Consider the following 23,210-nt stretch of genomic DNA (forward strand, 5'->3'; position numbering starts at 1 on the left):
CGATTGCTACATGGGTAAATTGATAAATTGGTAAATTAAAAATAATGAAAGTTTTAGCAAACGATGGAATTTCCAAAGCAGGTGAAAACGCCCTGAAAGAAGCAGGAATTGAGTTGGTGGAAGCAAAAGTTTCCCAGGAACATTTGGCAAATTTCATCAATGAAAACCAGATCGACGTTTTACTGGTAAGAAGTGCCACAAAAGTTCGTCAGGATTTAATCGATGCATGTCCTTCCCTGAAAATTATTGGAAGAGGCGGAGTCGGCATGGACAACATAGATGTGGAATATGCGATTGACAAAGGGATCTATGTAATCAATACACCGAATGCATCTACCAGATCTGTCGCAGAAATGGTGTTTGCGCACTTCTTTTCATTGGCGAGATTTCTCCACGAATCGAACCGGATGATGCCGCTCGAGGGCGAAACCAACTTCAAGGCGCTCAAAAAATCATATTCCAATGCGCACGAACTGGAAGGCAAAACTTTGGGAGTGATCGGTTTTGGTGCAATCGGGCAGGAAGTAGTGAAAATGGGAATTTCTTTAGGAATGAAAGTGAAAGTTTTTACCCGGACACCGCACACCAAGACTTTAACGCTTAATTTTTTTGATGGGCAAAAGGTGAATTTTGAAGTTTCTTCCCATAATAATATCGATGAATTCTTGAAAGACACCGATTTCATCAGCATCAATACACCGAAAACAAACGACTACATCATAGATACTCCGCAATTTGAAAAAATGAAGGACGGCGTTTTCATCGTAAATACCGCGAGAGGAGGCGTGATCAATGAAGTCACCCTGCTCGACTTCATCGAGTCCGGAAAGGTTGCAGGTGCTGCTTTGGACGTTTTCGAAAATGAACCCGCCCCAGAACTGACCATCCTGATGAACCCCAACCTGTCCCTTTCACCACATCTGGGAGGAAATACACTGGATGCACAAAACAAAATCGGAGTAGAACTGGCTTCGCAAATTATACAGATTAAAAAGAATTTATAAGATGCCTATATTTAGACCTTTTCGCGGCGTTCGTCCAAGTGATGATTACGTCGAAATTTTTCCCACACATCCTTTGGATAACTTCTCGCAAGAAGAAATCAACAGGAAAGCCCAGGTGGACTCATCTTATATTCAGATGATCAAACCTTACGTAGTAAGCAAATCGAAAGATGTGGACCGCAATTTAAGGAAAATCAGGACTAATTTTGAAGAACTGTTGGAGGAGAAAAAACTCGTGCAGGACCATTCATCTTATTATCTTTACCAACAATTTTTACCCAACAAAACGGTTTTTCGCGGACTATTGGGTTTGGCAAGCGTAGAAGATTTCCGAAACGGGAAAATCAAAAAACACGAATCCACGCTGACCAACAAAAAGGAAGAACTCGCCTACTATCTGGAAAAAGTAAACATACAGGCAGAACCGGTTTTGCTCACCTATATGGCGAATCCGAAAGTGGAATTGCTGATGAACCATGAGGAAAAAAATGTCCCCATTCTCAATTATTTGGATGATAGCGGAATACGCCACAAAATATGGAAAATCGACAACCGCCTGAAGATGCAGCAGTTCAAGGAAGTTTTGGAGCAAATTGATTCTTTCTACATCGTTGATGGGCATCACAGAATTGGCTCCACCGCATTAAACGCCAAAAACATGCAGGAAAGAAACAAAAAGCATACGGGAACCGAGCATTATAATTTCGTTTACAGTTTCATCGTTTCCAATCAGTCAATTAAAATCCATGACTACAACAGACTTCTGCAGGACCTGAACGGACTCACCGAAAAACAGTTTCTGAAAAAAATAGAGAAAAACTTTTTAGTTCATGAAAAGGGCGAAACCCCCTATTTTCCGTCGCAGAAGTTCCACATTTCCATGTATTTGGGCGGAAAATTCTATTCACTCCACGTAAAACATGATCTGAGGAAAAAACAGAGCGAAATGAATGATCTGGACCATTTCCTTTTAGAAGAATTTATCATCAAAGACATCCTGGGAATCGAAGATCCAAAAACCACAGACAAGATTACTTACATCAAAGGAAATTCCAGTATTCAGGGAATCATGAGCATTAAAGAAAAAGTGGATTCCGGCGAATTCAAAGTAGGTTTCGGGATTTATCCGCTCAGCTTTAATGACCTTCTGAAAGTTTCTGACAAAAACATCAAGATGCCGCCAAAATGCACCTACATTGAACCGAAGCTGGTGACAGCATTGGTGATGTATGATATGAAGCAGGGTTGAGATCAACGGAAGTTGAGATGGAAAAAACACCGGAATCCAGTCAAATGTCATTATGGGAAACCACCAGTATCAATCCTTATCAAGGTTGGATAAAAATGAATTTTTCGATGAACCTGATGCTGCGCAGCGACTTTCTTAATTCAAAGTAAACCTGCTTATCTGGCAAAAAAACTTAGCGCCTGTGCGTTGAGGAAAAACCCAATTTTATTAAGTTTATTTTCTTTAAATTTGAATCCTAAATCTTGAACCTCAACAATGAAAATAACCCTCATCAAAATACTTCCGCTCTTCTTGGGCGGATTTTTATTTGCCCAAAACACAGCGGACTCCATCCAGTTCAAAAAAATTTCTGACGAAATTCTGGTAAACAGCCCCGCTTATGAAAATCTGCGGGATTTAACCAAAAACATCGGACACCGTTTGAGCGGATCAACCGCTTATGAAAAAGCGACCGACTGGGCGGTTAAAAAATTGGAAGAAGCCGGCGCAGACAAAGTTTGGAAGGAGGAAGTAATGGTTCCGGTTTGGGTGAGAGGAAAAGAATCACTCCAGATTAAAACCGCAAACGGAAAATGGAAACCTTTGAGAATGTTGTCTCTGGGAAATTCCGAAGGAACAAAAGGAAAAAACCTGGAAGCCGAAATCATCGTTGTCAAAAACAAGGAAGATTTTGACAAACTCCCCGAAGTGAATGTGAAGGGCAAAATTGTTTTCTTTAATTATGCCTTTAACCAAAAATTCATAAATACCGGAAATGCCTACGTAGATGCGGGAATGTACCGACGTTCGGCAGCGAGTTGGGCCGGAAAAAAGGGAGCGAAAGCGGTGATTATCCGCTCACTTTCTTCCGCATTAGACGATGTTCCCCATACCGGTGCAATGCGTTACGATAAAGATGACACCGCGAAAATTCCGGTAGTTGCGATTGGACCCAAAAGCGCGGATGAATTGGAGGAAACCTTAAAAACCGAAAAAGTTTTCGCCAAACTGAATTCCAACTGCACCATGAAGGGTGAAAAACTTTCCCACTCTGTAATCGGCGAAATTACGGGAAACAAAGACCAAAGTGTCATCGTGGTCAGCGGACATCTCGATTCATGGGACGTTGGCGAAGGTGCACACGACGATGGTACCGGAATCGTTCAGAGCATAGAGGTTTTGCGGACCTTCAAAAAATTGGGAATCAAAAATAACCACACAATTCGTGTTGTCTGTTTTGCCAATGAAGAAAACGGTGTTCGCGGTGGAAACCAGTATGCGGAAAATATCCGGAAGAAAAATGAAAAGCATATCTTCGCTATTGAAAGTGATGGCGGTGGATTCACCCCACGCGGAATTGCACTGGTGATGAGCCCGGAAAAAAGAAAAGAAATTCAATCCTGGCGAAACCTTTTTCTTCCCTATGGAGTTCATCATTTCGAATACGAATACGCCGGAACCGACATTGAACCTATGAAAAAACTCGGTGTTCCTTTAGCGGAACTGGTTGTGGATTCGCAAAGGTATTTCGACATTCACCACACGCCGGAAGACACTTTTGAAAAAGTAAACCGCCGGGAATTGCTTTTGGGAGCAGTCGCCATGGGACAGTTGATTTGGATGGTGGATAGAAATTGGTGAAAAGTTTTACCCAAGAAAAATTCCCTGCTCGGTAAATAGCAATGTTTAATATTAAATCTTAATTTCATTTTTGATGAGAAAACCCCCATTCCCTAAAAGTGTAGGAAACGCCATTCGCGGCGTAATCTGGATGCTGAAATCCGAACGGAATTTTCAGTTGGAGGTTTTGGCGTTGGTCATGAATATTTTCCTCATCATTTTTCTGAAGTTAAATCCCCATGATGCAGCACTGATTCTCATTGTATGTTTCGCAGTGCTAAGCCTGGAAATCCTCAACACCTGCGTTGAAAAAATCTGCGATATCATCCAGCCGGAATTTGATGTACGGGTGAAAATCATCAAAGATATTGCCGCTGCTGCAGTTTTGTTGATGGCACTCGCCTCAGTCGCAGTTGGCGTCTTGGTATATTGGAAATATGTTTTCTAATCCCTGTTTTAACCACTAATTCACGTAGCAGTTTAATTTGAAAAACTACCAAAAGATTCCTTCGCAGCATCATAACCAATTTCGAAAATCTCTGTAAGCCTTTCCGCTTTTCGTTCGAAAGTTCCGTACTGCGATAATTTCTTGGAAGTGATGAACCAATCACAATACGAAAATTTGTAGAGCTCTGTACGGTAAGAAAGCAGGTCATAAGAGCGGGAAACCACGGCACGGATGGAATTCAGATGCGAAATTTCGATTTCCTGTGGTGGGGAAACAAAAACCCCTATCATCTTTTCACATTCATGCTGAATGATATCTGCCGGAAAATTGTTCAAAACACCGCCATCACTGAACATTTCGTCGCCGACGATGTATGGAGTCGTAACTCCCGGAATGGAGCAAGAAGCAATAATCGCATCCACCACACCGAACTCTGCGCCAAAAATAACCTGTTTCCCGGAAACCAGCTCGGTAGCAATGATCCGCATATCCTTTTGAAGGTCGCCAATTTTCATATCCTCAAAGATCGGCTGCAGATAATTTCTAAAAATCCTGGACGAAACCAATCCGGGCTGATTAATCGCAAAATGCCGCCAATTGAAGAAATATACCGAATTGAAAAACTGCAGAATTTCTTCAGGCGATTTCCCCACTGCATACATACAACCCACTATGGAACCCGCGCTGCAGCACGCTAAAATTTCCGGTTCGATACTTTTTTCGTTCAAAAATTTGATCACTCCCGCATGTGCGACACCTTTGGTCCCTCCTCCGGATAATACCAATCCAAGTTTTTTCTTTTCCATTTCAATTTCAAAGTTAAGAAAATCATCACTTTATCCCTCATTAAAAAGAGTAAAAATGGCGTGTAGTTTTTAATATGATCTTAAAAAAAAACCACCGAATCGTATCGATGGTTTGATCTGTTGATCAAAAGTACTTCGCTGAACTTGGCTCTCTTTACTTTTGCTTGCTTCTTATTAAATATGAATCACCTCCCCGTAAGCCGCGGCTACCGCCTCCATCACCGCTTCGGAGATCGTTGGATGCGGATGGATGGATTTCAGGATTTCATGACCTGTAGTTTCCAGTTTTCTTGCCACAACTGCCTCTGCAATCATATCTGTCACGCCGTCTCCTACCATGTGACAACCTAACCATTCTCCATATTTTGCATCGAAAATAACTTTGATGAAACCGTCGGTATCACCATTTGCAGTTGCTTTTCCACTCGCAGAGAATGGGAATTTTCCTACTTTAATTTCGTAACCCTTTTCCTTTGCTTGTTTTTCTGTCAATCCAACGGAAGCTATTTCTGGATGGCAATAGGTGCAACCTGGAATATTTCCATAATCGATAGCTTCTGCGTGAAGTCCTTTGATTTTTTCAACGCAGGTAATTCCTTCAGCGGAAGCAACGTGTGCTAAAGCCTGAGTCGGTAAAATATCGCCAATCGCGTAATATCCCGGAACAGAGGTTTCATACCATTCATTGACCAAAACTCTTCCTTTCTCTGTTTTAATTCCCACTTCCTCAAAACCCTGACCTTCAATATTTGCAGCGATTCCCACTGCAGAAAGAAGAATATCAGCTTCCAAAGTAATGTTACCGGTTGCCGTTTTCACGTTGGCCTTCACGCCGTTTCCGGAAGTATCTACGGATTCCACAGAAGAATTCGTCATGATTTCGATTCCCGATTTTTTCAGGGATTTTTCAACATGTTTTGAAACGTCTTCGTCTTCCACGGGAACAATGTTCGGCATGAATTCCACAATGGTCACCTTGGTTCCCAACGAATTATAGAAGTCGGCAAATTCTACCCCGATAGCCCCGGAACCAACCACAATCATTGATTTTGGTTGTTCAGGAAGATTCAAAGCTTGTCTGTACCCGATTACTTTCACCCCGTCTTGCGGAAGATTCGGCAGTTCTCTTGAACGTGCACCGGTAGCGATGATGATGTGTTGTCCTGAATATTCAGTGGTTTTTCCCTCCGCATCCACTACAGAAACTTTTTTCCCTTTCTGGATTTTTGCAGTGCCCATGATGACGTCGATTTTGTTTTTCTTCATCAGGAAAGAAATTCCGCCGCTCATTTTCTGGGCAACTCCTCTACTTCTCTGAATAACTTTAGAAAAATCGAAACCTGGATTTTCCACTTTATTTAAGCCGAATTCTTCGGCTTTTTGCAAATATTTGAAAACATGTGCGGATTTCAACAAAGCTTTAGTCGGGATACATCCCCAATTGAGGCAAATTCCGCCCAAATTTTCTTTTTCGATAATGGCTGTTTTGAAACCCAGTTGTGCCGCACGGATCGCAGTCACATATCCACCGGGACCACTCCCGATGACAATGATATCGTAATTCATCAGTTAAAAAATTTAGTGCGAATTTACGCAAAATTTTTGAGCATTAGTGCATGGTTAGTCTCAGTTGAAAATGAGGAAGGAATAATTTAATATTTTTTTAAATCTAATTAACACCTTGATATACAATAAGTTTTTAATTTTGTTTTCTACTAACACAATGTCTTTAATGATGAAATACACGCTGACCAACAGAAAAAAAAGCATCTCTGCACGAAACAATTCCGAATTTGTAACCTGGATGCGAAAAAATGACATGCAGCAATGGAGCTCCAACAAAGAATTCATGGAGGGTTATGCCCACCGGAAATCACTATTTGAGCAAATAGTTCTGAGTCCGGAATCTGAAGATTCATTTGTGAGAGACCTGGTAAAAAATAAGCTTTTGGAAATTAAGAAACCAAAAGCTAAATTTTTAAGATTTTTGAAATTCTCATTTAAATCTTCGGGAACTTCACTGGGTCTATTTCATTAAACATCCCATAGATTTTCTCCACCATATCATCTGCACTGGGCTTGCTGAAGTAATCACCGTCACTTGCATAAGCGGGTCTGTGATTTTCTGCACAAATCGTTAACGGGTCAGAATCCAAATATCTGAACGCTTTCTGTTTCTCCAAAATATGCTGAAGCATAAATGCGGTGGTTCCACCTTCAACGTCTTCGTCGATCACCACAAGTCGGTTTGTTTTTTTCACACTTTCTGCAATGTCATGCGTCAAATCAAACGGAATCAATGACTGCACATCAATTACTTCCGCAGAAATACCCAATTTATCCAGCTGGTTTGCAGCCTCAGTGACGATTCTCCACGTAGAACCGTAAGTTACCAAAGTCACATCTTTTCCTTCCTTGGTGATTTCAACTTTTCCGACTGGAACGGTGAATTCACCCAAATTATCAGGTTGCTTTTCCTTCAATCGATATCCGTTTAATGTCTCTACAATGACTGCAGGTTCATCACTTTGGAGCATTGTGTTGTAAAAACCGGCAGCTTTGGTCAGGTTTCTTGGAACCAAAATATTGATTCCTTTTGATAAGTTTAAAATACCGGCCATTGGTGAACCGGAATGCCAAATGCCTTCCAGACGGTGTCCACGGGTCCGGATGATCACCGGTGCTTTTTGCCCGCCTTTTGTGCGGTACTGAACGGTAGCCAAATCGTCGCTCATTCCTTGCAGACAATACAGAATATAATCCAGGTACTGGATTTCTGCAATAGGTCTCAGTCCCCGCATCGCCATTCCTATTCCCTGACCCAGAATGGTTGCTTCACGGATTCCGGTATCGGCAACCCGCACCTCGCCATATTTTTCCTGAAGTCCCTCTAAACCTTGATTCACATCACCAATATTTCCGGCATCTTCACCGAAAACCAATGTTTCAGGATATTTTTCGAAAATCTTGTCAAAATTGTTTCTCACCACTACTCTTCCGTCAACAGTTTCGGAATTATCTGTAAAAATTGGCGGGACTTCTTTCACTTGGGTCGCTTTCCACTGAGATTGCGAATAAAGATGAGATGAGTAATGGTCTTTTTCTACTTTGAACAGTTCCTCTAATGCCGTTTGAAGATTTTGTCTTTCAGGAGTTTGATTTCCCCTGGTCAAAAGCAAAACTCTTCTCGCCACATGAAAAACATCTTTCTTGGCAACAGAGATAATTTTGCTGAAATTGTCTATTTCAGCTGAAACTTCTGAATTTTGAGATTTTAAGTTTTCAACTAAGGGAAGAATCGAATCCCTAATTTTTTTGATGGAATTTTGATAGTTTTCCCACGCTTTTTTCTGTCCGTCTTTCACCAGCTTTTTCGCTTCCGCCTCTATGGAATCCAGTTCTTCGGCGGTAGCCAAAACTTCCTCTTTCCCCTCTATATCTATGGAATAGTTCAGAATCCATTCTTTGAATTTGGCAAGTCCGTCGAATTCGGTTTCCCAGTTCAAACGTGCTTCGTTTTTGTAACGCTCATGAGAACCTGACGTGGAGTGTCCTTGCGGCTGCGTTACTTCCACCACATGCACTACCACTGGAACGGACTCCGTTCTGGCAAATTGTTCAGCACGTGCATAGGCATCCAAAAGTGACGGATAATCCCAAGCTTTCACCTGAATGATTTCACAGCCCTGTTTTTCACCCTCCTTTCTTTGAAAACCGGAAAGCATTTCCGCAATATCTGCCTTTGCTCTTTGATTCTGAGTCGGCACGGAAATTCCATAACCATCATCCCAGATTGAAACAATCATGGGAACCTGCAATGCACATGCGGCATTCAGTGTTTCCCAGAAATGTCCTTCCGCTGTGGAAGCATCTCCGATGGTTCCAAAAGCGACTTCATTTCCGTGATTTGAAAATTTTTCAGAACCTTCAAATTTTACTGATTTATAGATCTTTGATGCCTGAGCCAAACCTAATAATCTGGGCATCTGTCCGGCAGTCGGCGAAATATCTGAGGAAATATTTTTTTGATTCATTAGATTTTTCCAGCTTCCGTCATCATTCAAACTTCTGGTGGCGTAATGACCGTTCATCTGTCTTCCTGCGGATGCTGGTTCGCGCTCCACACTTGTATCGGCATACAGTTGAGCGAAGAAACTTTCTACCGTCAACGCATCAACTGCCATCGCAAAAGTTTGGTCACGATAATATCCCGAGCGGAAATCACCATTTCTAAAAACCTTTGCCATCGCCAGTTGCGGCAATTCTTTCCCATCTCCAAAAATTCCAAATTTTGCTTTCCCGGTTAAAACTTCGCGCCTTCCCAGGTAAGACATCTCGCGGGAGATTCTTCCTAGTTGATAATCATCTAAAACATTTTTTTTAAAATCCTGAAAAGAGATTTGTTGGGTTTCGATATAGGTTTCTTCCATAATAAAAGGATATTTCACAAAGGTACGAAAATAAGGAAACTAACTGAAATACCAAATAAATATTGAAATTGCCATGCTTCCATAAAAAAGGTTCTTCCATGGAATTAACCACAGAAGAACCAAAACACAAATGATGAAAAAAAAAAAAAATTGTTTAGTATGTTATTTTCTTGGCGGAGGAACTATTTCTCCATCCGCATCAAAAACGGTAGGAGCATTCTGCTCTTCGTTGATATTTATTGTACCTTTGTATAAAGAATGGTTTGCGGAGTCTTGAGCTCTTTGTAGAGTTGCTGCTTCTTCTGGTGATAATACATCATCTGACTGTCTGCAAGATTGTAATGTAATAGTAGTAAGAACTACTGCTGATAGGATTGCTATTTTTTTCATGTGAATTATTTTTGACAAATTTATGGTGGCTTCTCCTTTGCTGCAAAAAAACGAACCGTTAGTTTATAAAAAATCGCACGTATATTTTAAAATTTATAAAGATTTTTTTAAAAAAATGCAGTATTATTGTAAAATAAAAGAATCAGTTAAATATATTTAACTAAAAATCAAAGAGTTAGCCTTCCATGCAGTTGAAAAATATAATTTCGTTTTTCCTCCTTTTTTTTCTGTTATTTTTCGCCCATTTCCATGCGCAAAGGGTCAAAACCCCAAATTTGACCAATGAAGAAATTGAAAAAAAGATAGACAGCTCTAGCAATGACCCTGCAAAAATGTGGGAACTCATCAATTTCTATATCAAAAAATCTAAAAGAGAGGGTAATAATGAGGCATTATTTTATGGATACCGGTATGCAAGTATATCAAGCACTTATCCGGTGAGTCTGAAGTATGCAGACAGCGCACTCGTCACGGCTCAAAAATCCAAAGTCAAAAAGGTTCTTTTGGACGCTTATCTAAACCGTGGGAACATTAACATGTCTGAAGAATTCTATCAGAAGGCACTTGATGACATTTTGGTGGCTAATAAATTGTCTCAGCAGTCGGGAAATGATTATATTTTCAATAAAACCATTTATTATATCGCGCAAAATAAAATATACCTTGGCCAGTATGAAGATGCAAAACATGAATTATTATTGTGCCTTAAATATTTTAAGGATAATCTGAAAACTAAGCCTTCACTGGGAAGGAATTACCAAGTTTACTATATCTATTCGCTGATGTGTCTTTTAGATATCAATACAAAATTAGGACAGTTGGGTGAAAACGAGGCACTTCTAAGAGAAGCATTTGATTACCTCAAAGCAAATAAACTTCCCCAATATATTCCCTATTTTATTACCTCTGAAGGAATCACCGCATATCATCTGAAGGATTATAAGACTGCAATCGCTAAATTTTCTGAGGCTTTAAGATTATATAATGACCAATGGGAGCACAATACCGAGATTTTTTATTTAGGTTTATCCTACTGGCAGATTGGCAAAAGGAGCTTGGCCATAAAATACCTGGATGAAATCGACAAACATTATGATAAAACTAAAAAGCTAGACCCACAGTTCAGACCGGCGTATGAAATCTTAATCAAATACTACAATTCTAAAGGAGATACAGAAAAGCAGTTGGAATACATTAATAAGCTCATGCTTCTGGACCGTTCCTACGAAAAAAACTACAAATATCTTTATCAGAGAATTGTCAAGGAATACGATACTGAAAAACTGGTTGCGGAAAAAAAGAGGATCGAAAACACACTCCAAAACCAAAGATCCTTGTTTATGATGATATTCGGATTACTGCTGCTGGGATTTCTATTCTTTGGTTACCGGATTTACAGGGAAAAACAAAATTATAAAAAGAGATTTGAGGAAATCCTTGCCCAACAGGACACTGTATACAGTACAGAGGAAAAATCAGGTGAAAATATTACTGAGCATTTCTACAAAGAAAAATTCGACTATGATTACTATAACAAGATACCTGGACTTAATCCGATTTTTGTGGAAAATATTTTAAAGCAGTTGGAAATTTTTGAACATGAAAACAAATTTCTGAATCCGCAGCTCTCGCAGAAATCACTCAGTGAGGATTTGGGAACCAACTCTACCTACTTCTCGAAAATCATCAATACCTACAAAGGCAAAAACTTCACCCTCTATATCAATGACCTGCGATTGGATTACATTATCGATCAGATCAAACATGATGTAAAATACATCAATATGGATGTCAAAGAACTAGCCTTCATCGCAGGTTTTTCAAGCACCGAGAATTTCTCGGATAATTTCCGAAGAAAGTTCAATTTGAAACCTTCCGTTTTTATTAAGATGATGAAGGAAAAGTTGTAGCCTTTGATTCTTTGGAATTCTTAAAAAAAAACCGGAATCAATAACTGACTCCGATTTCTGTAAAACGTAAAATTAAAATTATAAAACTATTTTTAAAGTTAGTAATTCTCTTGTTCCTCCGATTCTTTCAAGTAACTGTCTATAATTTCAAAAGATTTTTTCTCGTCTGTCAAACTAACCATTACCCGTAGCGAATTTGCTGTCGGTGTGGTGGTGAAAGTCATATATTTATCATTCAGCGATACCGGAATATTTTCGGCTTCCAGTTTTGATTTTATGATTTGAATTTCAGACGGATTGTCACTTTCAAACACGGGGACCATTACTTTTTTTTCCATATTCTTTGCTTTAAGGAACTAAATTTACAAAGAATAAACTAAAATTGATGTTAATATTTCTTAAATTTTTAGATCCAAGACATCTATCATAATGCTCTAAATCTTGCCGATATTATCCGCAATCTTATCCAAAGCCAGCTGGATTTCCTCCTTGGTCACATTCAAATGTGGCCGAAAACGAATGGCACTGTCACCACATGCAAGAATAATCAAACCATCTTCATAAAGTATTTCACGCATTCTGTCACGGTCGGCTTCCGTAGGAAGATCTATCGCACACATCAAACCTCTTCCTCTCGCATTTGAAATTTTATCGGGGAATCTCTGTTCCAATTCTTTCAGACCGTCCAAAAGATACGCACCTACAACTCTTGCATTTTCCACAAGGTTTTCATTTTCAATGACTTCCAATGTCAATTTCAACCTCATCATATCCATAAAGTTGCCCCCAAATGTGGAATTGATTCTGGAACTTTCCCGGAAAACATTGTTTGGAATCTCATCAAATTTCTCTTTGTTCGCCAGAATTCCGCAAACCTGGGTTTTCTTACCGAAAGAAATTATATCCGGTGCGACACTGAAATGTTCGAACGCCCACATTTTTCCGGTCAAACCTATTCCGGTCTGCACTTCGTCAAAGATTAGGAGCACTTCATTTTCATCGCAGATATTTCTTAATCCCACAAAAAACTCGTCGCGGAAATGATGGTCACCACCTTCCGCCTGAATCGGCTCAATGATGATGCACGCCACACGATCCGGATTCATAAGAATTGCTTCCTGGATTTGCATCAAGGCCAGATTTTCATTCTTAATCGTTTCCTCCAGATTCTCCTCGGTAATCGGGAAATTCAAATGAGGATTCAGAATTCGGGGCCAGTCAAATTTTGGAAAATATTGATATTTTCTAGGGTCGGAAGTATTGGTCAAACTCAAGGTGTAACCACTTCTGCCATGAAATGCCTGTTTGAAGTGAATGCAGATATCGCCCTCTGTTTCTAGGTCTTTTTCAAAGTTTTTCCGGGTTTTCCAGTCGAAACATGCCTTCATTGCATTTTCAACTGCCATAGTTCCACCCTCGATAAAAAAACAGTACTGTAATTCTTTTGGGATGGCAACTCTTTCGAAAACCTCCATGAAATCAGCGAACTCCTGAGAATAGACATCGGCTAAAGTCGGTTTGTTGACCGCCAGTTTACCGAGCCAGTCAGAATGTTTTACCAGATAAGGATGATTGTAACCGATAGCTGCAGATGCGAACATAGAAAACATATCCAGAAATTCTTTTCCGGTAGTTCTGTCGTGGATCCAGCTTCCGTGGGATTTTTCCAAATCCATCACAAAATCAAATCCATCTGCGAGCATATGTCTTCCAAGGGTTTGTTTTACAGTGTTTGTCGGTTGAGGGTGAGATGCAATTGCGTCGTTCATATTATTTCTATTTTGTTTAATGAGTTTTGAGATAAGAGGTTCTGGTTGGGAAGTTGGGTTACCCTGTCAAAGTTTTTCCAAAATTCAAAATATCTATTTTTAAAATTCAGCGTGGAGCCGATCATCTTCAAAAAAAATCGACAGCTTGGTCATTCCAACTTACATGATTTAAATATCAAACTTAATTCCCTGTGCCAATGGAAGATGCGTGCTGTAATTAATGGTATTGGTTTGTCTTCTCATATAGTATTTCCAGACATCGGAACCGGATTCCCTTCCGCCACCGGTTTCTTTTTCGCCACCGAAAGCTCCGCCAATTTCTGCACCTGAAGTTCCAATATTCACATTTGCGATCCCACAATCGGAACCAGCCTGAGAAAGGAAAAGTTCTGCCTCACGAAGATTCTGGGTCATAATCGCCGAACTTAATCCTTGCGGAACATCATTCTGCATGGCGATCGCGTCTTCCAGATTCTTGTATTTAATCAGATATAAAATGGGGGCAAAAGTTTCGTGCTGCACTATTTCAAAGGAATTCTTCACTTCAGCGATGCAGGGTTTTACATAGCATCCGGATTCGTAGTTTTTTCCCTCTAAAACTCCACCTTCCACGACAAATTTTCCACCTTCTTTTTTGCACTTTTTGATGGAATCCAAATATTGCTGAACCGCATTTTGGTCGATTAATGGACCGACGTGGTTTTTCTCGTCCAAAGGATTTCCTATTTTTAATTGTCCGTATGCTTTTACCAAACGGTTTTTCACTTCATCATAAACGGATTCGTGGATAATCAAACGTCTTGTGGATGTACATCTTTGTCCGGCAGTTCCCACTGCTCCGAACACCGCACCGATAATCGACATATCCAAATCGGCATCTTTTGAAATAATGATCGCATTGTTTCCGCCCAATTCCAGAATTGATTTTCCAAACCTTTGAGCCACGTTTGTCCCCACGATTCTGCCAACTCTAGTGGACCCAGTGAAGGAAACAAGGGCGACATTTTTATCGCTGACCAATTGTTCACCGATTTTATGGTCGCCTACGATCATGTTGGAAATCCCTTCCGGAAGATTGTTTTCCTTTAAAACTTCGGCGATGATATTTTGACAGGCAATTCCGCAAAGCGGTGTCTTTTCAGAGGGTTTCCAAATCGTAACATTTCCGCAAATCCAGGAAAGTGCGGTGTTCCAGCTCCAAACCGCCACCGGAAAGTTGAACGCAGAAATGATTCCCACAATTCCAAGCGGATGATACTGTTCGTACATTCGGTGTCCCGGTCTTTCAGAATGCATCGTGAAACCGTGAAGCTGACGTGAAAGTCCCACTGCAAAATCACAGATATCGATCATTTCCTGCACTTCTCCCAATCCTTCCTGCAAAGATTTTCCCATCTCATAAGAAACGAGTTTTCCCAAATCATCTTTTTTCTCCCTTAATTTGTTGCCAAACTGGCGAACCAATTCTCCCCTTTTTGGCGATGGAATCATGCGAAATTCCTTAAATGCAGATTTTGCTGCTTCGATGACTTTGGCGTAATCTTTTGGATTTGCAGATTTCACTTTGGCGATCAGCTGACCGTCTGTTGGCGAATAAGATTCAATTAAATCCCCACTGGCAAAGTATTTACCGCCAGAAGAAACCCCTTTGTTTTCTTTTGAAATTCCTAAATTTTTCAGTGTTTTTTCGATTCCGAAATCGTTGATTTTTTTAGACATAATTAGAATTAGATTGGTCTCTAAAGTTACAGTTTTTATGCAATTTTGCAAAAAGAGTTTATCGGCAGGAACTTTGAGTGGAAAAAGTTCTACCTTTGAGAAAAGTTTTAGAAATGAAAAATTTGCAGCCCGAAAACAATCAGGATCCGAGATGGAAAAAGTGGTTCAAACGCATGGGAATAGGTGGTTTGATATTTTTTACTCTGAAAGGAATTGCCTGGCTGTTCATCTTCTATTTTGGGGCAGAAATGTTTCAGGATTGCACCGGAAAATAATTTTACTGAACCGTTGCACCTTTCACCAAATCCATCATGGCACCAATTTCAATGCAGCTGCTGTTTCATCATCCAGTCCCGTTTCCTGATCCAATACTCCACATTTTCACGATTCGGTTCGCCGTGGTACGCCACTGATATTTCTCCCTTATTTTCAGCACCCAACCTTTCCATAGCTGTTCTGGAGCGCCAATTTGTTGCGCCCACATGGAATTTCACCAAATCGACAAACTGAAAAATATAATCCAGCATCAGCTTTTTTACTTTTGGATTGAGTTTGGAACCCCAGAATTTGGTTCCGTAAAAAGTATAACCAATATAAATTGAATTTTCATCTCGGTCAAAATCATAAAACCGGGTGCTTCCGGCGACTTCACCGCTTTCTTGGTCGATGATCAAAAACGCACCACCGGAAATCATCGCGCCTTCAAAGAAATTCCGGAAAATTTCTCTTTCGAAACGGTTTTTGTTGGGATGCATTTCCCAGATTTTGGGGTCAGACGCCACTTCATACAGCCTCCCGAAATCATTTTCCTGAAGTGGGAGCAATTTTACGATTTCGTTTTCTAAGGTGGGTTGGAGAAAATTCTTCATGGATCTTTTTTTCAAAGATAAAGAAAAAATACGCTGATTTGATGAGGCGCAACTGCCTAATGGCAACAAATGAATCCTCTTTTCCGGAGGTCTTTTTCTATTGATCTTAAAACAAAATCGCTTGTTCCAGTTCGAGCAATTTCTGTTTTCTCCAGATTCCGCCGCCGTAACCGGTCAGTTTTCCGTCGCTTCCGATGACGCGGTGACAGGGAATGATGATGGAGATTTTATTCAGACCGTTTGCATTCGCAACCGCACGAACCGCTTTCGGATTACCCAGAATTTTGGCCTGTTCCTGATAACTTCGCGTGGTTCCATAAGGGATTTTTCTTAAGACTTCCCAGACTTTTTTCTGAAAATCAGTTCCCACGGGAGAAAGCGGAACTGTGAAATCTTGGCGTTTCCCTTCAAAATATTCTGCAAGCTCCACTTCCAAAGTCTTGAAATGGCGATTTTCTCCCTGCACAATATTGGCGTTGAAATGTTTTGAAATTTCTTTCAATTCCGTGGGAAGTGCTTTCCGGTCTGAAAACTCCAGCATGCAGATTCCGTTTTCATCAGCACAGGCAATCATGGTTCCAAGCGGCGTTTCAATTCTTTTTAAATCCACGATTTTTTCTGCTTTCGAATTTTTTGGAGAGACTCCGAAGATATTTTTAAAACTTTCACCAAAACCGCTCAAACTTTCGTAACCACTTTCAAAAGCGGCATCAATCACATTTTCACCCTGCTGTAATTTCTTGAAAGCCGAATTCAGTTTAAACATCCTTTGAAACGCATGGAAAGTCATTCCGTGATTTTTCTGAAACCACCTGCGCACGGTTGCCGGTTCCAAACCCCTTTTCACGAGGTCGAAATCTTTTATTTTCAACGAAGGATCCTCCGAAAATTCATCCAGCAAACTCTGAATCTCTTTGGGTGTTTCACCAGGATTTTCAAGCGGTTTGCAGACTTTGCATGGGCGATAACCTTTCAGAATGGCGTCTTTGGTATTGGTGAAGAATTCCACGTTTTCAAACCTGGGTTTTCTTGCGGTACAGGTTGGCCGGCAAAAAATTCCGGTCGTTTTCACGCCCATCCAAAAGACACCCTCAAAATCTGGGTTTTTGTTGAATGAAGCATCATACATGATTTGGGGAGAAAGGTTCATTGTTAATGAGTAAAGTGTGATGCAAATTTAGTTTTAAATGCATTGTAATTCAACCGAAAAATTGACAAGTATTTTACGTTTCTGACCTCGCTCAATTGGAACAGAAAAACATTCCGGAATGATAATTTGAAGTTCGGTCTAAACTGACCCTATGATTGATTCCATTTCCTGGTTCAGACTTGAATTCATCAAAAGGTGTTTTTCACATTCGTCTAATGGTTTCCACTGATTTTTTCAAATTAGGTATTTCAAGTGATTTGCTGCCTTGCAGATCGCCATACATTTGTTCCACAATTAATCAGTAAAATTTTTTAATCATGAAAAAATTATTAGCAAGTGCGTTCGTGCTTATGTCAGTTACAATCGGTTTCGCACAAGACAACCATGATGTAACATCTCAATACGGCAATTCCAACAGTGCAAATGTTGACCAACATGGCAAGGAAAATTCCAACGGAATACTACAGATGGGATACAAGAACAAGGCCGAAGTTTCACAGTTTGGTCAAATGAATGTAAACTCCACAGAAAGTATCGGAGACAAAAACAAGGAAACGGTTTACCAAAGTGGCAAAAAAAATTCTAATGATACCTGGCAGAAAGGAGATCAAAATAAGGCGACTACCAAACAGTATGGTGAATTCAACAAAGTGATTCAAAAACAGAAGGGAGACGACAATTCGGTGTATGCTTTACAGTGTGGAGATCGAAACTACATCTATCAAAATCAGAAGGGAGACGACAACGAGGCTACTGCAAAACAGTATGGAAAAGACAACAAAGTGGATCAAGTCCAAAATGGGGACGGCAACCATGCCACTGCATGGCAAAATGGTATGAGGAACTCGATTGACCAAAATCAAAGTGGCAATGACAACAGTGCCACCGGAACCCAAACTGGTTATGACGACAAAATCATCCAAAAGCAAGTTGGCAACGAAAACAAGGCGATTGCCACGCAGATTGGTGACAAAAACTCCATCAGTGAAACACAAATGGGAAACAAAAACCTAGCAATTGATCTTCAAGACGGATGCCTTAATGACATTGTAGTGAAACAAGTTGGTAACATGCATGACCATCTTGGAATTCAAATCGGAAACAGTAACTCACAAGACATTTTTCAGGAAACTGGAAATTCAAATGGCGGAACTTGCTGTAATGCACCTGCATTACCAGATCCAAAATGTGGTCCAAATTCAGGAGGCGGTTGTTAATAAACTAGTCATCTGATATTAATTCAACCCTGGGAGAAACCTAATGAGTTTCTCCCTTTTTCCCAGAAAATACGATCATGAGAAAATTAATCTTTGCGCTACTGCTTTTGTACAGTTACCTATTTTTCGGGCAGACTCTTACTTTTAATGAGATTAACAGCAGTAATATTCTAAATAATTTGGATCAGCAAACGAGCAGACCCGAAGTGTCAGAAGGTTCTGTGACCACTGTGCTGCAGATCGGAAATAGTAATAGAGCAAAAGTTTATGACAACAGTAAGAAAAGTGATCTGGTTATCCGCCAAACGGGTGACTTCAATACCACCCTCCTTACCAATACTAATCCACAGTTGGAGAATAATCAGAAAGTCAACATTGAAGGTAATAATAATTACATAGATATCACCGGAAACAATAGCAACTCAAAGGAGCTTCAAATTAATCTGAAAACGAATGACAAGATGATCTTCGTAAGACATTATTAAAAGCAAGAGACACCATGAGAAACATAAAATTACTTCTCGGTTTTTTACTGTTCTTTATCCCTTATGCTTTTGCCCGTGGGCAAGTAGCTGAAACAATCAACGCAAAAATCGAAACGGAAAATATCGAAGGTGTACTTGAGCTGAAGGCTGTCGCACAAAACCTCGGCAGCGTGCATCAATCGCTAAACTATATTTTTCTTGCAGTAAAAAAAGATAAGGCAAACAATATGTCGTCCTCACAGCAACAAAACAAGTTCACACTGTCTCCCAAGGAGACCAAAACACTTTCAAGAATTAGTTTAAATATGGGCAAGAACGAGGGTTTAAAGGTTTATTTGTTCATCAAGGATGAAAAATCCCAGAAAGTAGTTGCAAAGGACAGTCTCGAGATGAATGCAAAAAACATCAAGAACGCCGCTTCTTATGAAAAAACTACCAACGAGGAAAATATGATCTTGAGCAATGTGGTCATCAACGATACCAAATCCCGGATCGGTGATGAATTTTATACTAAACTTTATGCTCTGATGATGCTGAACGGCCTACAGTTTCCCTTCAGAATTAAAATCGCAGAAGTCCCAACAACCGGAAAAAATACCCAGCTCCAAGTTTTTGCAAATGACGAAAACATTTCATCATTTATAGCGAAACCTGATGACGAATATTTAAGTGACGCCGCAAATGAAACCTTGGCTAGTCTGCTGGAGTACAACCAGCAAAATCAGGTTTCGGATAAAGGATTTATATATTAAAAAAATTAAAAAAAAATGAGAACCATTATTATACTATTATGTTTTGGCACTGGCACTATTTTCGGCCAGCAATTCGTCTATAAGCCTGTGAACCCGGCATTTGGTGGCGACACATTTAATTATCAGTGGTTATTAAGCTCAGCAGTTGCCCAAAATCCATATAAGGGCACCGGAACAAACTATAATCAACTGAGTTCTCTGGACAGCTTTACTGAAAGCCTTAACCGACAGTTACTGAGTCAATTGTCCCAAAAATTATTCGGAGATCAATTTGGAGACGGAAAACTCAAGCCGGGAAACTACAGTTTCGGCTCGATGTATATCCAGGTGTCAGAAACCGACAAAGGGTTAGTCATAAGAATCTTAAACACTTCCACGGGTGAGCAGTCAGAAATAATAATACCGAACTAAAGAATTAATATCATGAAAAGTTTATTAACGGTAAAATTATTACCCCTAATCATTTTAGGGATAATGGAAAGTTGTGGAACGATGATGAATCTTCCTGCAGAAGGCGATAAATCAACATTAGGAGAAATGACGCCTTATACAAGGCAACTCAAAGAGCTTCCCGCTCCAGATGAAAAAATAGTGATTGGAGTTTACAAATTCAGAGACCAAACCGGTCAGTATAAGATGGCGGAAAACGGCAGCAATTGGAGCACCGCCATTCCACAAGGAACCACATCTATTTTGCTTAAGGCTTTGGAAGACAGCAAATGGTTCCGCCCAATTGAAAGGGAAAATATCGGCAACCTCTTAAACGAAAGACAAATCATCCGATCTACAAGAAAGGAATATGAAGTGGCCAAAGACGGCAAAACCATCATTAGCGACCAATTACCACCATTGCTGTACGCAGGAATTCTCCTGGAAGGTGGGATCATTTCGTATGATACGAATATTATGACTGGTGGAATTGGGGCAAGATATTTTGGAATCGGAGGTGGCACACAATACCGCCAAGATCGTGTGACAGTTTACCTGAGAATCGTTTCTAGTATGACAGGTGAAATCATGAAAACAGTTTACACATCCAAGAACATCCTTTCCACAACAGTGAATGGAAGCTTCTTCAGATATATTGATACCGACAGAATTATGGAAGCAGAATTAGGATTCACGCAAAACGAGCCGGTAAGCTTAGCAGTCACTCAAGCCATAGAAAAAGCAGTATATACCTTGATTCTGGAGTGTGTGGAAGATGGAACGTTTAGAATTGAAAAAATCCATGAGAAAGAGGTAAAGAATCTTCTTTCAAAATATCATGCGGAACAAGAAAAAAATGAGTTTCAGCTTGTCGGAAACAAATTCAATGATAAACAACGATCTCGTACTTCCATATTAGCGATGATTAATGGTGACTTGATCAAGGGAGATTACACAGATTCAAAAATGAACATAGGTGGAAAAATCGGTTTCAAATATTTTTTCACGGACCATCTGAATGCAGAATTAAATGCAGGTTTCGAGAAACTTGAAAATAAAGATATTGTGAGTAATAGCTTTATGTTCAACGACTTAAACCTGGAGTACTTGATGCTCCCAAAATTCACAGTGTCACCATATGCATTCATCGGGTTTGGAATGATGTATAAAGACAAGAGTTTGTTTAAGTACCAGTTTGGCGGAGGACTAGAATACCTGACGGGGAAAAATTTTTCCCTGAGGTTGAACGCGCAGTACGATATGGGAGTCGACGACAATTGGGACAACTTTGTGAACGGAAAAAGAAATGACCAAGCACTTCACATCGGAGTTGGCATTAATTATTACCTCAATCAACCAAGAAAAGTAAACTCAAAAAACTAAAAGATGAAAACTTTATATATTACCGCACTACTATTTCTTTTATCCATTTTTTCCATTTCGTGCAGCGAGGATCTCGTGGGGAAAGTAACCACTGCAACCATCACAGGCAAAGTAGTAAAAAAAGGAACAAACACTCCACTTGCAAATGTGAAAATCTATACAGCCCCTACAACGGAAACTGTTTTTTCTGCAACAGACGGAACCTTCAAATTAGAAAACATACCTTTGGGCGACTATTCCGTAAAAGCCGAACTAACTGGATATTTAGCAACTTTTCTGGGAGTAAATTTAAAGACCGAAAATACAGTGAGTATTGTTTTTGAACTTTCTGACGACAACTCGCTAAATTCGCCACCTTCAATCCCACAGCTACTAACACCTGCCGATAATTCAGAAAACCAACCCACATCAGTCACATTGACCTGGAGCTGTGCAGATCCAGACCCGGCAGATTCCCTAAAACTAAATTTCAGAGTAATTGTCAAGAATAGCTTGAATAGCACTATTTTTGAGAAAGCGAATATCAAAACAAAATACTACGTTCTTGAAAATCTGAAATTTGGTGTAAGTTACTTTTGGCAAGTTGCAGCAAACGACACCGTGAATCCGGAGGTTTTCAGTGCGGTTCAGCAATTTAAAGTAACCGCTATTCCAAACAACCGCTTTCATTATGTCAGAAAATCAGGATCAAATTCATACATTATGTCCAGCAATGAAGCGGGGCAGGATTTTCCTTTAACGTCAATCGGTGTAAACAGCTGGAGACCACGTCTTCAGAACGATGCAGGTTTGGTGGCATATTTACAGACTGTTTCAGGATCCACGCACATTTTCACTTCTAAAAGGGACGGTTCTGATGTAAAACAAGTGACATTCTCCCAACCCGTTTCCGGAAGTAATCCTTCAGAACTGGATTTCAGTTGGAATTCTACCGGCAGTGAAATAATTTATCCGGTATTTAATAAATTGTACAGAATTAATAAGGATGGTACAGGATTAACCCTAATTTACACCACTACTGACGGGAGTTTCATCACGAAGTGCGACTGGAGCAGCGATGGCAGCAAAATCGCCTTGAAGACCAATGATATTAATGGATATAATGCCAGGATATTCATCATTGACCCGCTTGGAAATGTCCTGAAAACTATTCTTGAAAATCAAAGTGGCGCGGCAGGAGGATTGAACTTCTCCATTACCGGTGATAAACTACTGTTCACAAGAGATGTTTCAGGATACGAAAATGAAAACCACCGGCAGTTAGACTCTAGAATTTTTCTATATGACCTTACTACCAATATTGCAACAGATCTTTCCCAGATCAGCAAGAAACCCATCGGTACAAATGATTTGGATCCGCGCTTTTCCCCAAACAATGCAGAGGTAATCTTCATGAACACCTCCAATGACGGTATTTCGCAGAAAAATATTGTAAAGCTCACGTTCGATAATACCAATACTGAATATCCGCGAATCCAATTATTCAGCGACGGAGAAATGCCGGATTGGAAATGATGTTTCGTAAGTAACGTTTTATGAATCAGTCATGTAATCTGACTTCCTTTTTTACCAAAAAAACTGCTTTCACACGATGTTAAAGC

The 23,210-nt window shown here is 40.0% G+C and carries 22 protein-coding genes; 13 read left to right on the top strand and 9 right to left on the bottom strand.

Translation table 11 applies throughout. The features are described 5' to 3' along the window. Positions 1-44: 44 nt before the first annotated feature. From L0951_RS12390 to L0951_RS12405, 4 genes are all read left to right on the top strand, one after another. Positions 45-1,004 (top strand): D-2-hydroxyacid dehydrogenase, encoded by a 960-nt coding sequence (locus L0951_RS12390; RefSeq protein ID WP_234111573.1) that lies wholly within the window; start codon positions 45-47, stop codon positions 1,002-1,004. 1 nt (position 1,005) lies between these two features. Further along, on the top strand, positions 1,006-2,253 hold the full coding sequence (locus tag L0951_RS12395; RefSeq protein WP_234111574.1) for a DUF1015 domain-containing protein: 1,248 nt from the start codon (positions 1,006-1,008) through the stop codon (positions 2,251-2,253). 255 nt (positions 2,254-2,508) lie between these two features. After that, positions 2,509-3,873 carry a M20/M25/M40 family metallo-hydrolase gene (locus L0951_RS12400; RefSeq protein ID WP_234111575.1) on the top strand — a complete coding sequence of 455 codons (1,365 nt, stop codon included), beginning with the start codon at positions 2,509-2,511 and terminating at the stop codon, positions 3,871-3,873. Between the two features lie 73 nt (positions 3,874-3,946). Beyond that, on the top strand, positions 3,947-4,300 hold the full coding sequence (locus L0951_RS12405) for a diacylglycerol kinase family protein (RefSeq protein ID WP_234111576.1): 354 nt from the start codon (positions 3,947-3,949) through the stop codon (positions 4,298-4,300). A gap of 32 nt (positions 4,301-4,332) precedes the next feature. Here L0951_RS12405 and L0951_RS12410 read toward each other — a convergent pair whose 3' ends face one another. Both L0951_RS12410 and lpdA read right to left on the bottom strand, forming a co-directional pair. Continuing rightward, positions 4,333-5,106: a patatin-like phospholipase family protein gene (locus tag L0951_RS12410; RefSeq protein WP_234111577.1), complete on the bottom strand. Its 774-nt coding sequence runs from the start codon at positions 5,104-5,106 to the stop codon at positions 4,333-4,335. A gap of 174 nt (positions 5,107-5,280) precedes the next feature. Beyond that, a complete protein-coding gene (lpdA, locus tag L0951_RS12415) occupies positions 5,281-6,672 on the bottom strand; it encodes a dihydrolipoyl dehydrogenase (protein ID WP_234111578.1) in 1,392 nt (463 codons plus the stop codon). Positions 6,673-6,838: 166 nt separating this feature from the next. Here lpdA and L0951_RS12420 point away from each other — a divergent pair, with 166 nt between their 5' ends. Next, positions 6,839-7,144, top strand: a complete 306-nt coding sequence (locus L0951_RS12420) for a hypothetical protein (RefSeq protein ID WP_234111579.1) — start codon at positions 6,839-6,841, stop codon at positions 7,142-7,144. On the opposite strand, the gene L0951_RS12425 is transcribed toward L0951_RS12420, so the two are convergent. Continuing rightward, positions 7,107-9,536 carry a thiamine pyrophosphate-dependent enzyme gene (locus L0951_RS12425; RefSeq protein ID WP_234111580.1) on the bottom strand — a complete coding sequence of 810 codons (2,430 nt, stop codon included), beginning with the start codon at positions 9,534-9,536 and terminating at the stop codon, positions 7,107-7,109. The genes L0951_RS12420 and L0951_RS12425 overlap by 38 nt on opposite strands. 162 nt (positions 9,537-9,698) lie before the next feature. Next, positions 9,699-9,926 (bottom strand): hypothetical protein, encoded by a 228-nt coding sequence (locus tag L0951_RS12430; RefSeq protein WP_234111581.1) that lies wholly within the window; start codon positions 9,924-9,926, stop codon positions 9,699-9,701. 332 nt (positions 9,927-10,258) lie between these two features. Between L0951_RS12430 and L0951_RS12435 the strand changes: the two genes are divergently transcribed. Further along, positions 10,259-11,836, top strand: coding sequence for a helix-turn-helix domain-containing protein (locus L0951_RS12435; protein ID WP_234111582.1), 1,578 nt, complete (start codon positions 10,259-10,261; stop codon positions 11,834-11,836). Between the two features lie 98 nt (positions 11,837-11,934). Here L0951_RS12435 and L0951_RS12440 read toward each other — a convergent pair whose 3' ends face one another. From L0951_RS12440 to L0951_RS12450, 3 genes are all read right to left on the bottom strand, one after another. Then, positions 11,935-12,174, bottom strand: coding sequence for a putative signal transducing protein (locus L0951_RS12440; RefSeq protein WP_234111583.1), 240 nt, complete (start codon positions 12,172-12,174; stop codon positions 11,935-11,937). A gap of 96 nt (positions 12,175-12,270) precedes the next feature. Then, positions 12,271-13,605 carry an L-lysine 6-transaminase gene (gene lat / locus L0951_RS12445; protein WP_234111584.1) on the bottom strand — a complete coding sequence of 445 codons (1,335 nt, stop codon included), beginning with the start codon at positions 13,603-13,605 and terminating at the stop codon, positions 12,271-12,273. Between the two features lie 168 nt (positions 13,606-13,773). Continuing rightward, on the bottom strand, positions 13,774-15,324 hold the full coding sequence (locus tag L0951_RS12450; RefSeq protein ID WP_234111585.1) for an aldehyde dehydrogenase family protein: 1,551 nt from the start codon (positions 15,322-15,324) through the stop codon (positions 13,774-13,776). Positions 15,325-15,437: 113 nt separating this feature from the next. Between L0951_RS12450 and L0951_RS12455 the strand changes: the two genes are divergently transcribed. Beyond that, complete coding sequence (locus tag L0951_RS12455; protein ID WP_234111586.1) at positions 15,438-15,599, top strand: hypothetical protein; 162 nt, start codon at positions 15,438-15,440, stop codon at positions 15,597-15,599. A 48-nt stretch (positions 15,600-15,647) separates the two neighbouring features. Here the strand turns inward: L0951_RS12455 and L0951_RS12460 are convergent, their stop codons facing one another. Together L0951_RS12460 and L0951_RS13750 are read right to left on the bottom strand one after the other, a co-directional pair. After that, positions 15,648-16,193, bottom strand: a complete 546-nt coding sequence (locus L0951_RS12460) for a GNAT family N-acetyltransferase (RefSeq protein ID WP_234111587.1) — start codon at positions 16,191-16,193, stop codon at positions 15,648-15,650. 106 nt (positions 16,194-16,299) lie between these two features. After that, positions 16,300-17,343, bottom strand: a complete 1,044-nt coding sequence (locus tag L0951_RS13750) for a methylated-DNA--[protein]-cysteine S-methyltransferase (RefSeq protein ID WP_317207204.1) — start codon at positions 17,341-17,343, stop codon at positions 16,300-16,302. Between the two features lie 317 nt (positions 17,344-17,660). Between L0951_RS13750 and L0951_RS12475 the strand changes: the two genes are divergently transcribed. The 6 genes from L0951_RS12475 (at position 17,661) to L0951_RS12500 (ending at position 23,124) form a co-directional block, all read left to right on the top strand. Continuing rightward, positions 17,661-18,560, top strand: a complete 900-nt coding sequence (locus L0951_RS12475) for a hypothetical protein (RefSeq protein WP_234111588.1) — start codon at positions 17,661-17,663, stop codon at positions 18,558-18,560. 77 nt (positions 18,561-18,637) lie between these two features. Continuing rightward, the gene (locus L0951_RS12480) at positions 18,638-19,045 is read left to right on the top strand and encodes a hypothetical protein (RefSeq protein ID WP_234111589.1); all 408 of its coding nucleotides are present in this window, start codon (positions 18,638-18,640) and stop codon (positions 19,043-19,045) included. Positions 19,046-19,059: 14 nt separating this feature from the next. Then, positions 19,060-19,797: a curli-like amyloid fiber formation chaperone CsgH gene (csgH, locus tag L0951_RS12485; RefSeq protein ID WP_234111590.1), complete on the top strand. Its 738-nt coding sequence runs from the start codon at positions 19,060-19,062 to the stop codon at positions 19,795-19,797. Positions 19,798-19,812: 15 nt separating this feature from the next. After that, a complete protein-coding gene (locus tag L0951_RS12490; RefSeq protein ID WP_234111591.1) occupies positions 19,813-20,208 on the top strand; it encodes a curli production assembly/transport component CsgF in 396 nt (131 codons plus the stop codon). A gap of 12 nt (positions 20,209-20,220) precedes the next feature. Further along, the gene (locus L0951_RS12495; protein ID WP_234111592.1) at positions 20,221-21,609 is read left to right on the top strand and encodes a CsgG/HfaB family protein; all 1,389 of its coding nucleotides are present in this window, start codon (positions 20,221-20,223) and stop codon (positions 21,607-21,609) included. A 3-nt stretch (positions 21,610-21,612) separates the two neighbouring features. Next, positions 21,613-23,124: a carboxypeptidase-like regulatory domain-containing protein gene (locus L0951_RS12500; RefSeq protein ID WP_234111593.1), complete on the top strand. Its 1,512-nt coding sequence runs from the start codon at positions 21,613-21,615 to the stop codon at positions 23,122-23,124. Positions 23,125-23,210 lie beyond the last annotated feature (86 nt).

The sequence above is a fragment of the Chryseobacterium sp. R2A-55 genome (assembly GCF_021401085.1).
Taxonomy (GTDB): domain Bacteria; phylum Bacteroidota; class Bacteroidia; order Flavobacteriales; family Weeksellaceae; genus Kaistella.

What these genes read in the sequence shown, in the direction of transcription:
- L0951_RS12405 (WP_234111576.1), top strand. Translation starts at nt 3,947, where the DNA reads ATGAGAAAACCCCCATTCCCTAAAAGTGTAGGAAACGCCATTCGCGGC.
- L0951_RS12390 (WP_234111573.1), top strand. Translation starts at nt 45, where the DNA reads ATGAAAGTTTTAGCAAACGATGGAATTTCCAAAGCAGGTGAAAACGCC.
- L0951_RS12430 (WP_234111581.1), bottom strand. Translation starts at nt 9,926, where the DNA reads ATGAAAAAAATAGCAATCCTATCAGCAGTAGTTCTTACTACTATTACA.
- lpdA (WP_234111578.1), bottom strand. Translation starts at nt 6,672, where the DNA reads ATGAATTACGATATCATTGTCATCGGGAGTGGTCCCGGTGGATATGTG.
- L0951_RS12495 (WP_234111592.1), top strand. Translation starts at nt 20,221, where the DNA reads ATGAAAAGTTTATTAACGGTAAAATTATTACCCCTAATCATTTTAGGG.
- csgH (WP_234111590.1), top strand. Translation starts at nt 19,060, where the DNA reads ATGAGAAACATAAAATTACTTCTCGGTTTTTTACTGTTCTTTATCCCT.
- L0951_RS12500 (WP_234111593.1), top strand. Translation starts at nt 21,613, where the DNA reads ATGAAAACTTTATATATTACCGCACTACTATTTCTTTTATCCATTTTT.
- L0951_RS12460 (WP_234111587.1), bottom strand. Translation starts at nt 16,193, where the DNA reads ATGAAGAATTTTCTCCAACCCACCTTAGAAAACGAAATCGTAAAATTG.
- L0951_RS12420 (WP_234111579.1), top strand. Translation starts at nt 6,839, where the DNA reads ATGATGAAATACACGCTGACCAACAGAAAAAAAAGCATCTCTGCACGA.
- L0951_RS12475 (WP_234111588.1), top strand. Translation starts at nt 17,661, where the DNA reads ATGAAAAAATTATTAGCAAGTGCGTTCGTGCTTATGTCAGTTACAATC.
- lat (WP_234111584.1), bottom strand. Translation starts at nt 13,605, where the DNA reads ATGAACGACGCAATTGCATCTCACCCTCAACCGACAAACACTGTAAAA.
- L0951_RS12410 (WP_234111577.1), bottom strand. Translation starts at nt 5,106, where the DNA reads ATGGAAAAGAAAAAACTTGGATTGGTATTATCCGGAGGAGGGACCAAA.
- L0951_RS12435 (WP_234111582.1), top strand. Translation starts at nt 10,259, where the DNA reads ATGTGGGAACTCATCAATTTCTATATCAAAAAATCTAAAAGAGAGGGT.
- L0951_RS12490 (WP_234111591.1), top strand. Translation starts at nt 19,813, where the DNA reads ATGAGAACCATTATTATACTATTATGTTTTGGCACTGGCACTATTTTC.
- L0951_RS12450 (WP_234111585.1), bottom strand. Translation starts at nt 15,324, where the DNA reads ATGTCTAAAAAAATCAACGATTTCGGAATCGAAAAAACACTGAAAAAT.
- L0951_RS12400 (WP_234111575.1), top strand. Translation starts at nt 2,509, where the DNA reads ATGAAAATAACCCTCATCAAAATACTTCCGCTCTTCTTGGGCGGATTT.
- L0951_RS12395 (WP_234111574.1), top strand. Translation starts at nt 1,006, where the DNA reads ATGCCTATATTTAGACCTTTTCGCGGCGTTCGTCCAAGTGATGATTAC.
- L0951_RS12440 (WP_234111583.1), bottom strand. Translation starts at nt 12,174, where the DNA reads ATGGAAAAAAAAGTAATGGTCCCCGTGTTTGAAAGTGACAATCCGTCT.
- L0951_RS12480 (WP_234111589.1), top strand. Translation starts at nt 18,638, where the DNA reads ATGAGAAAATTAATCTTTGCGCTACTGCTTTTGTACAGTTACCTATTT.
- L0951_RS13750 (WP_317207204.1), bottom strand. Translation starts at nt 17,343, where the DNA reads ATGAACCTTTCTCCCCAAATCATGTATGATGCTTCATTCAACAAAAAC.
- L0951_RS12455 (WP_234111586.1), top strand. Translation starts at nt 15,438, where the DNA reads ATGAAAAATTTGCAGCCCGAAAACAATCAGGATCCGAGATGGAAAAAG.
- L0951_RS12425 (WP_234111580.1), bottom strand. Translation starts at nt 9,536, where the DNA reads ATGGAAGAAACCTATATCGAAACCCAACAAATCTCTTTTCAGGATTTT.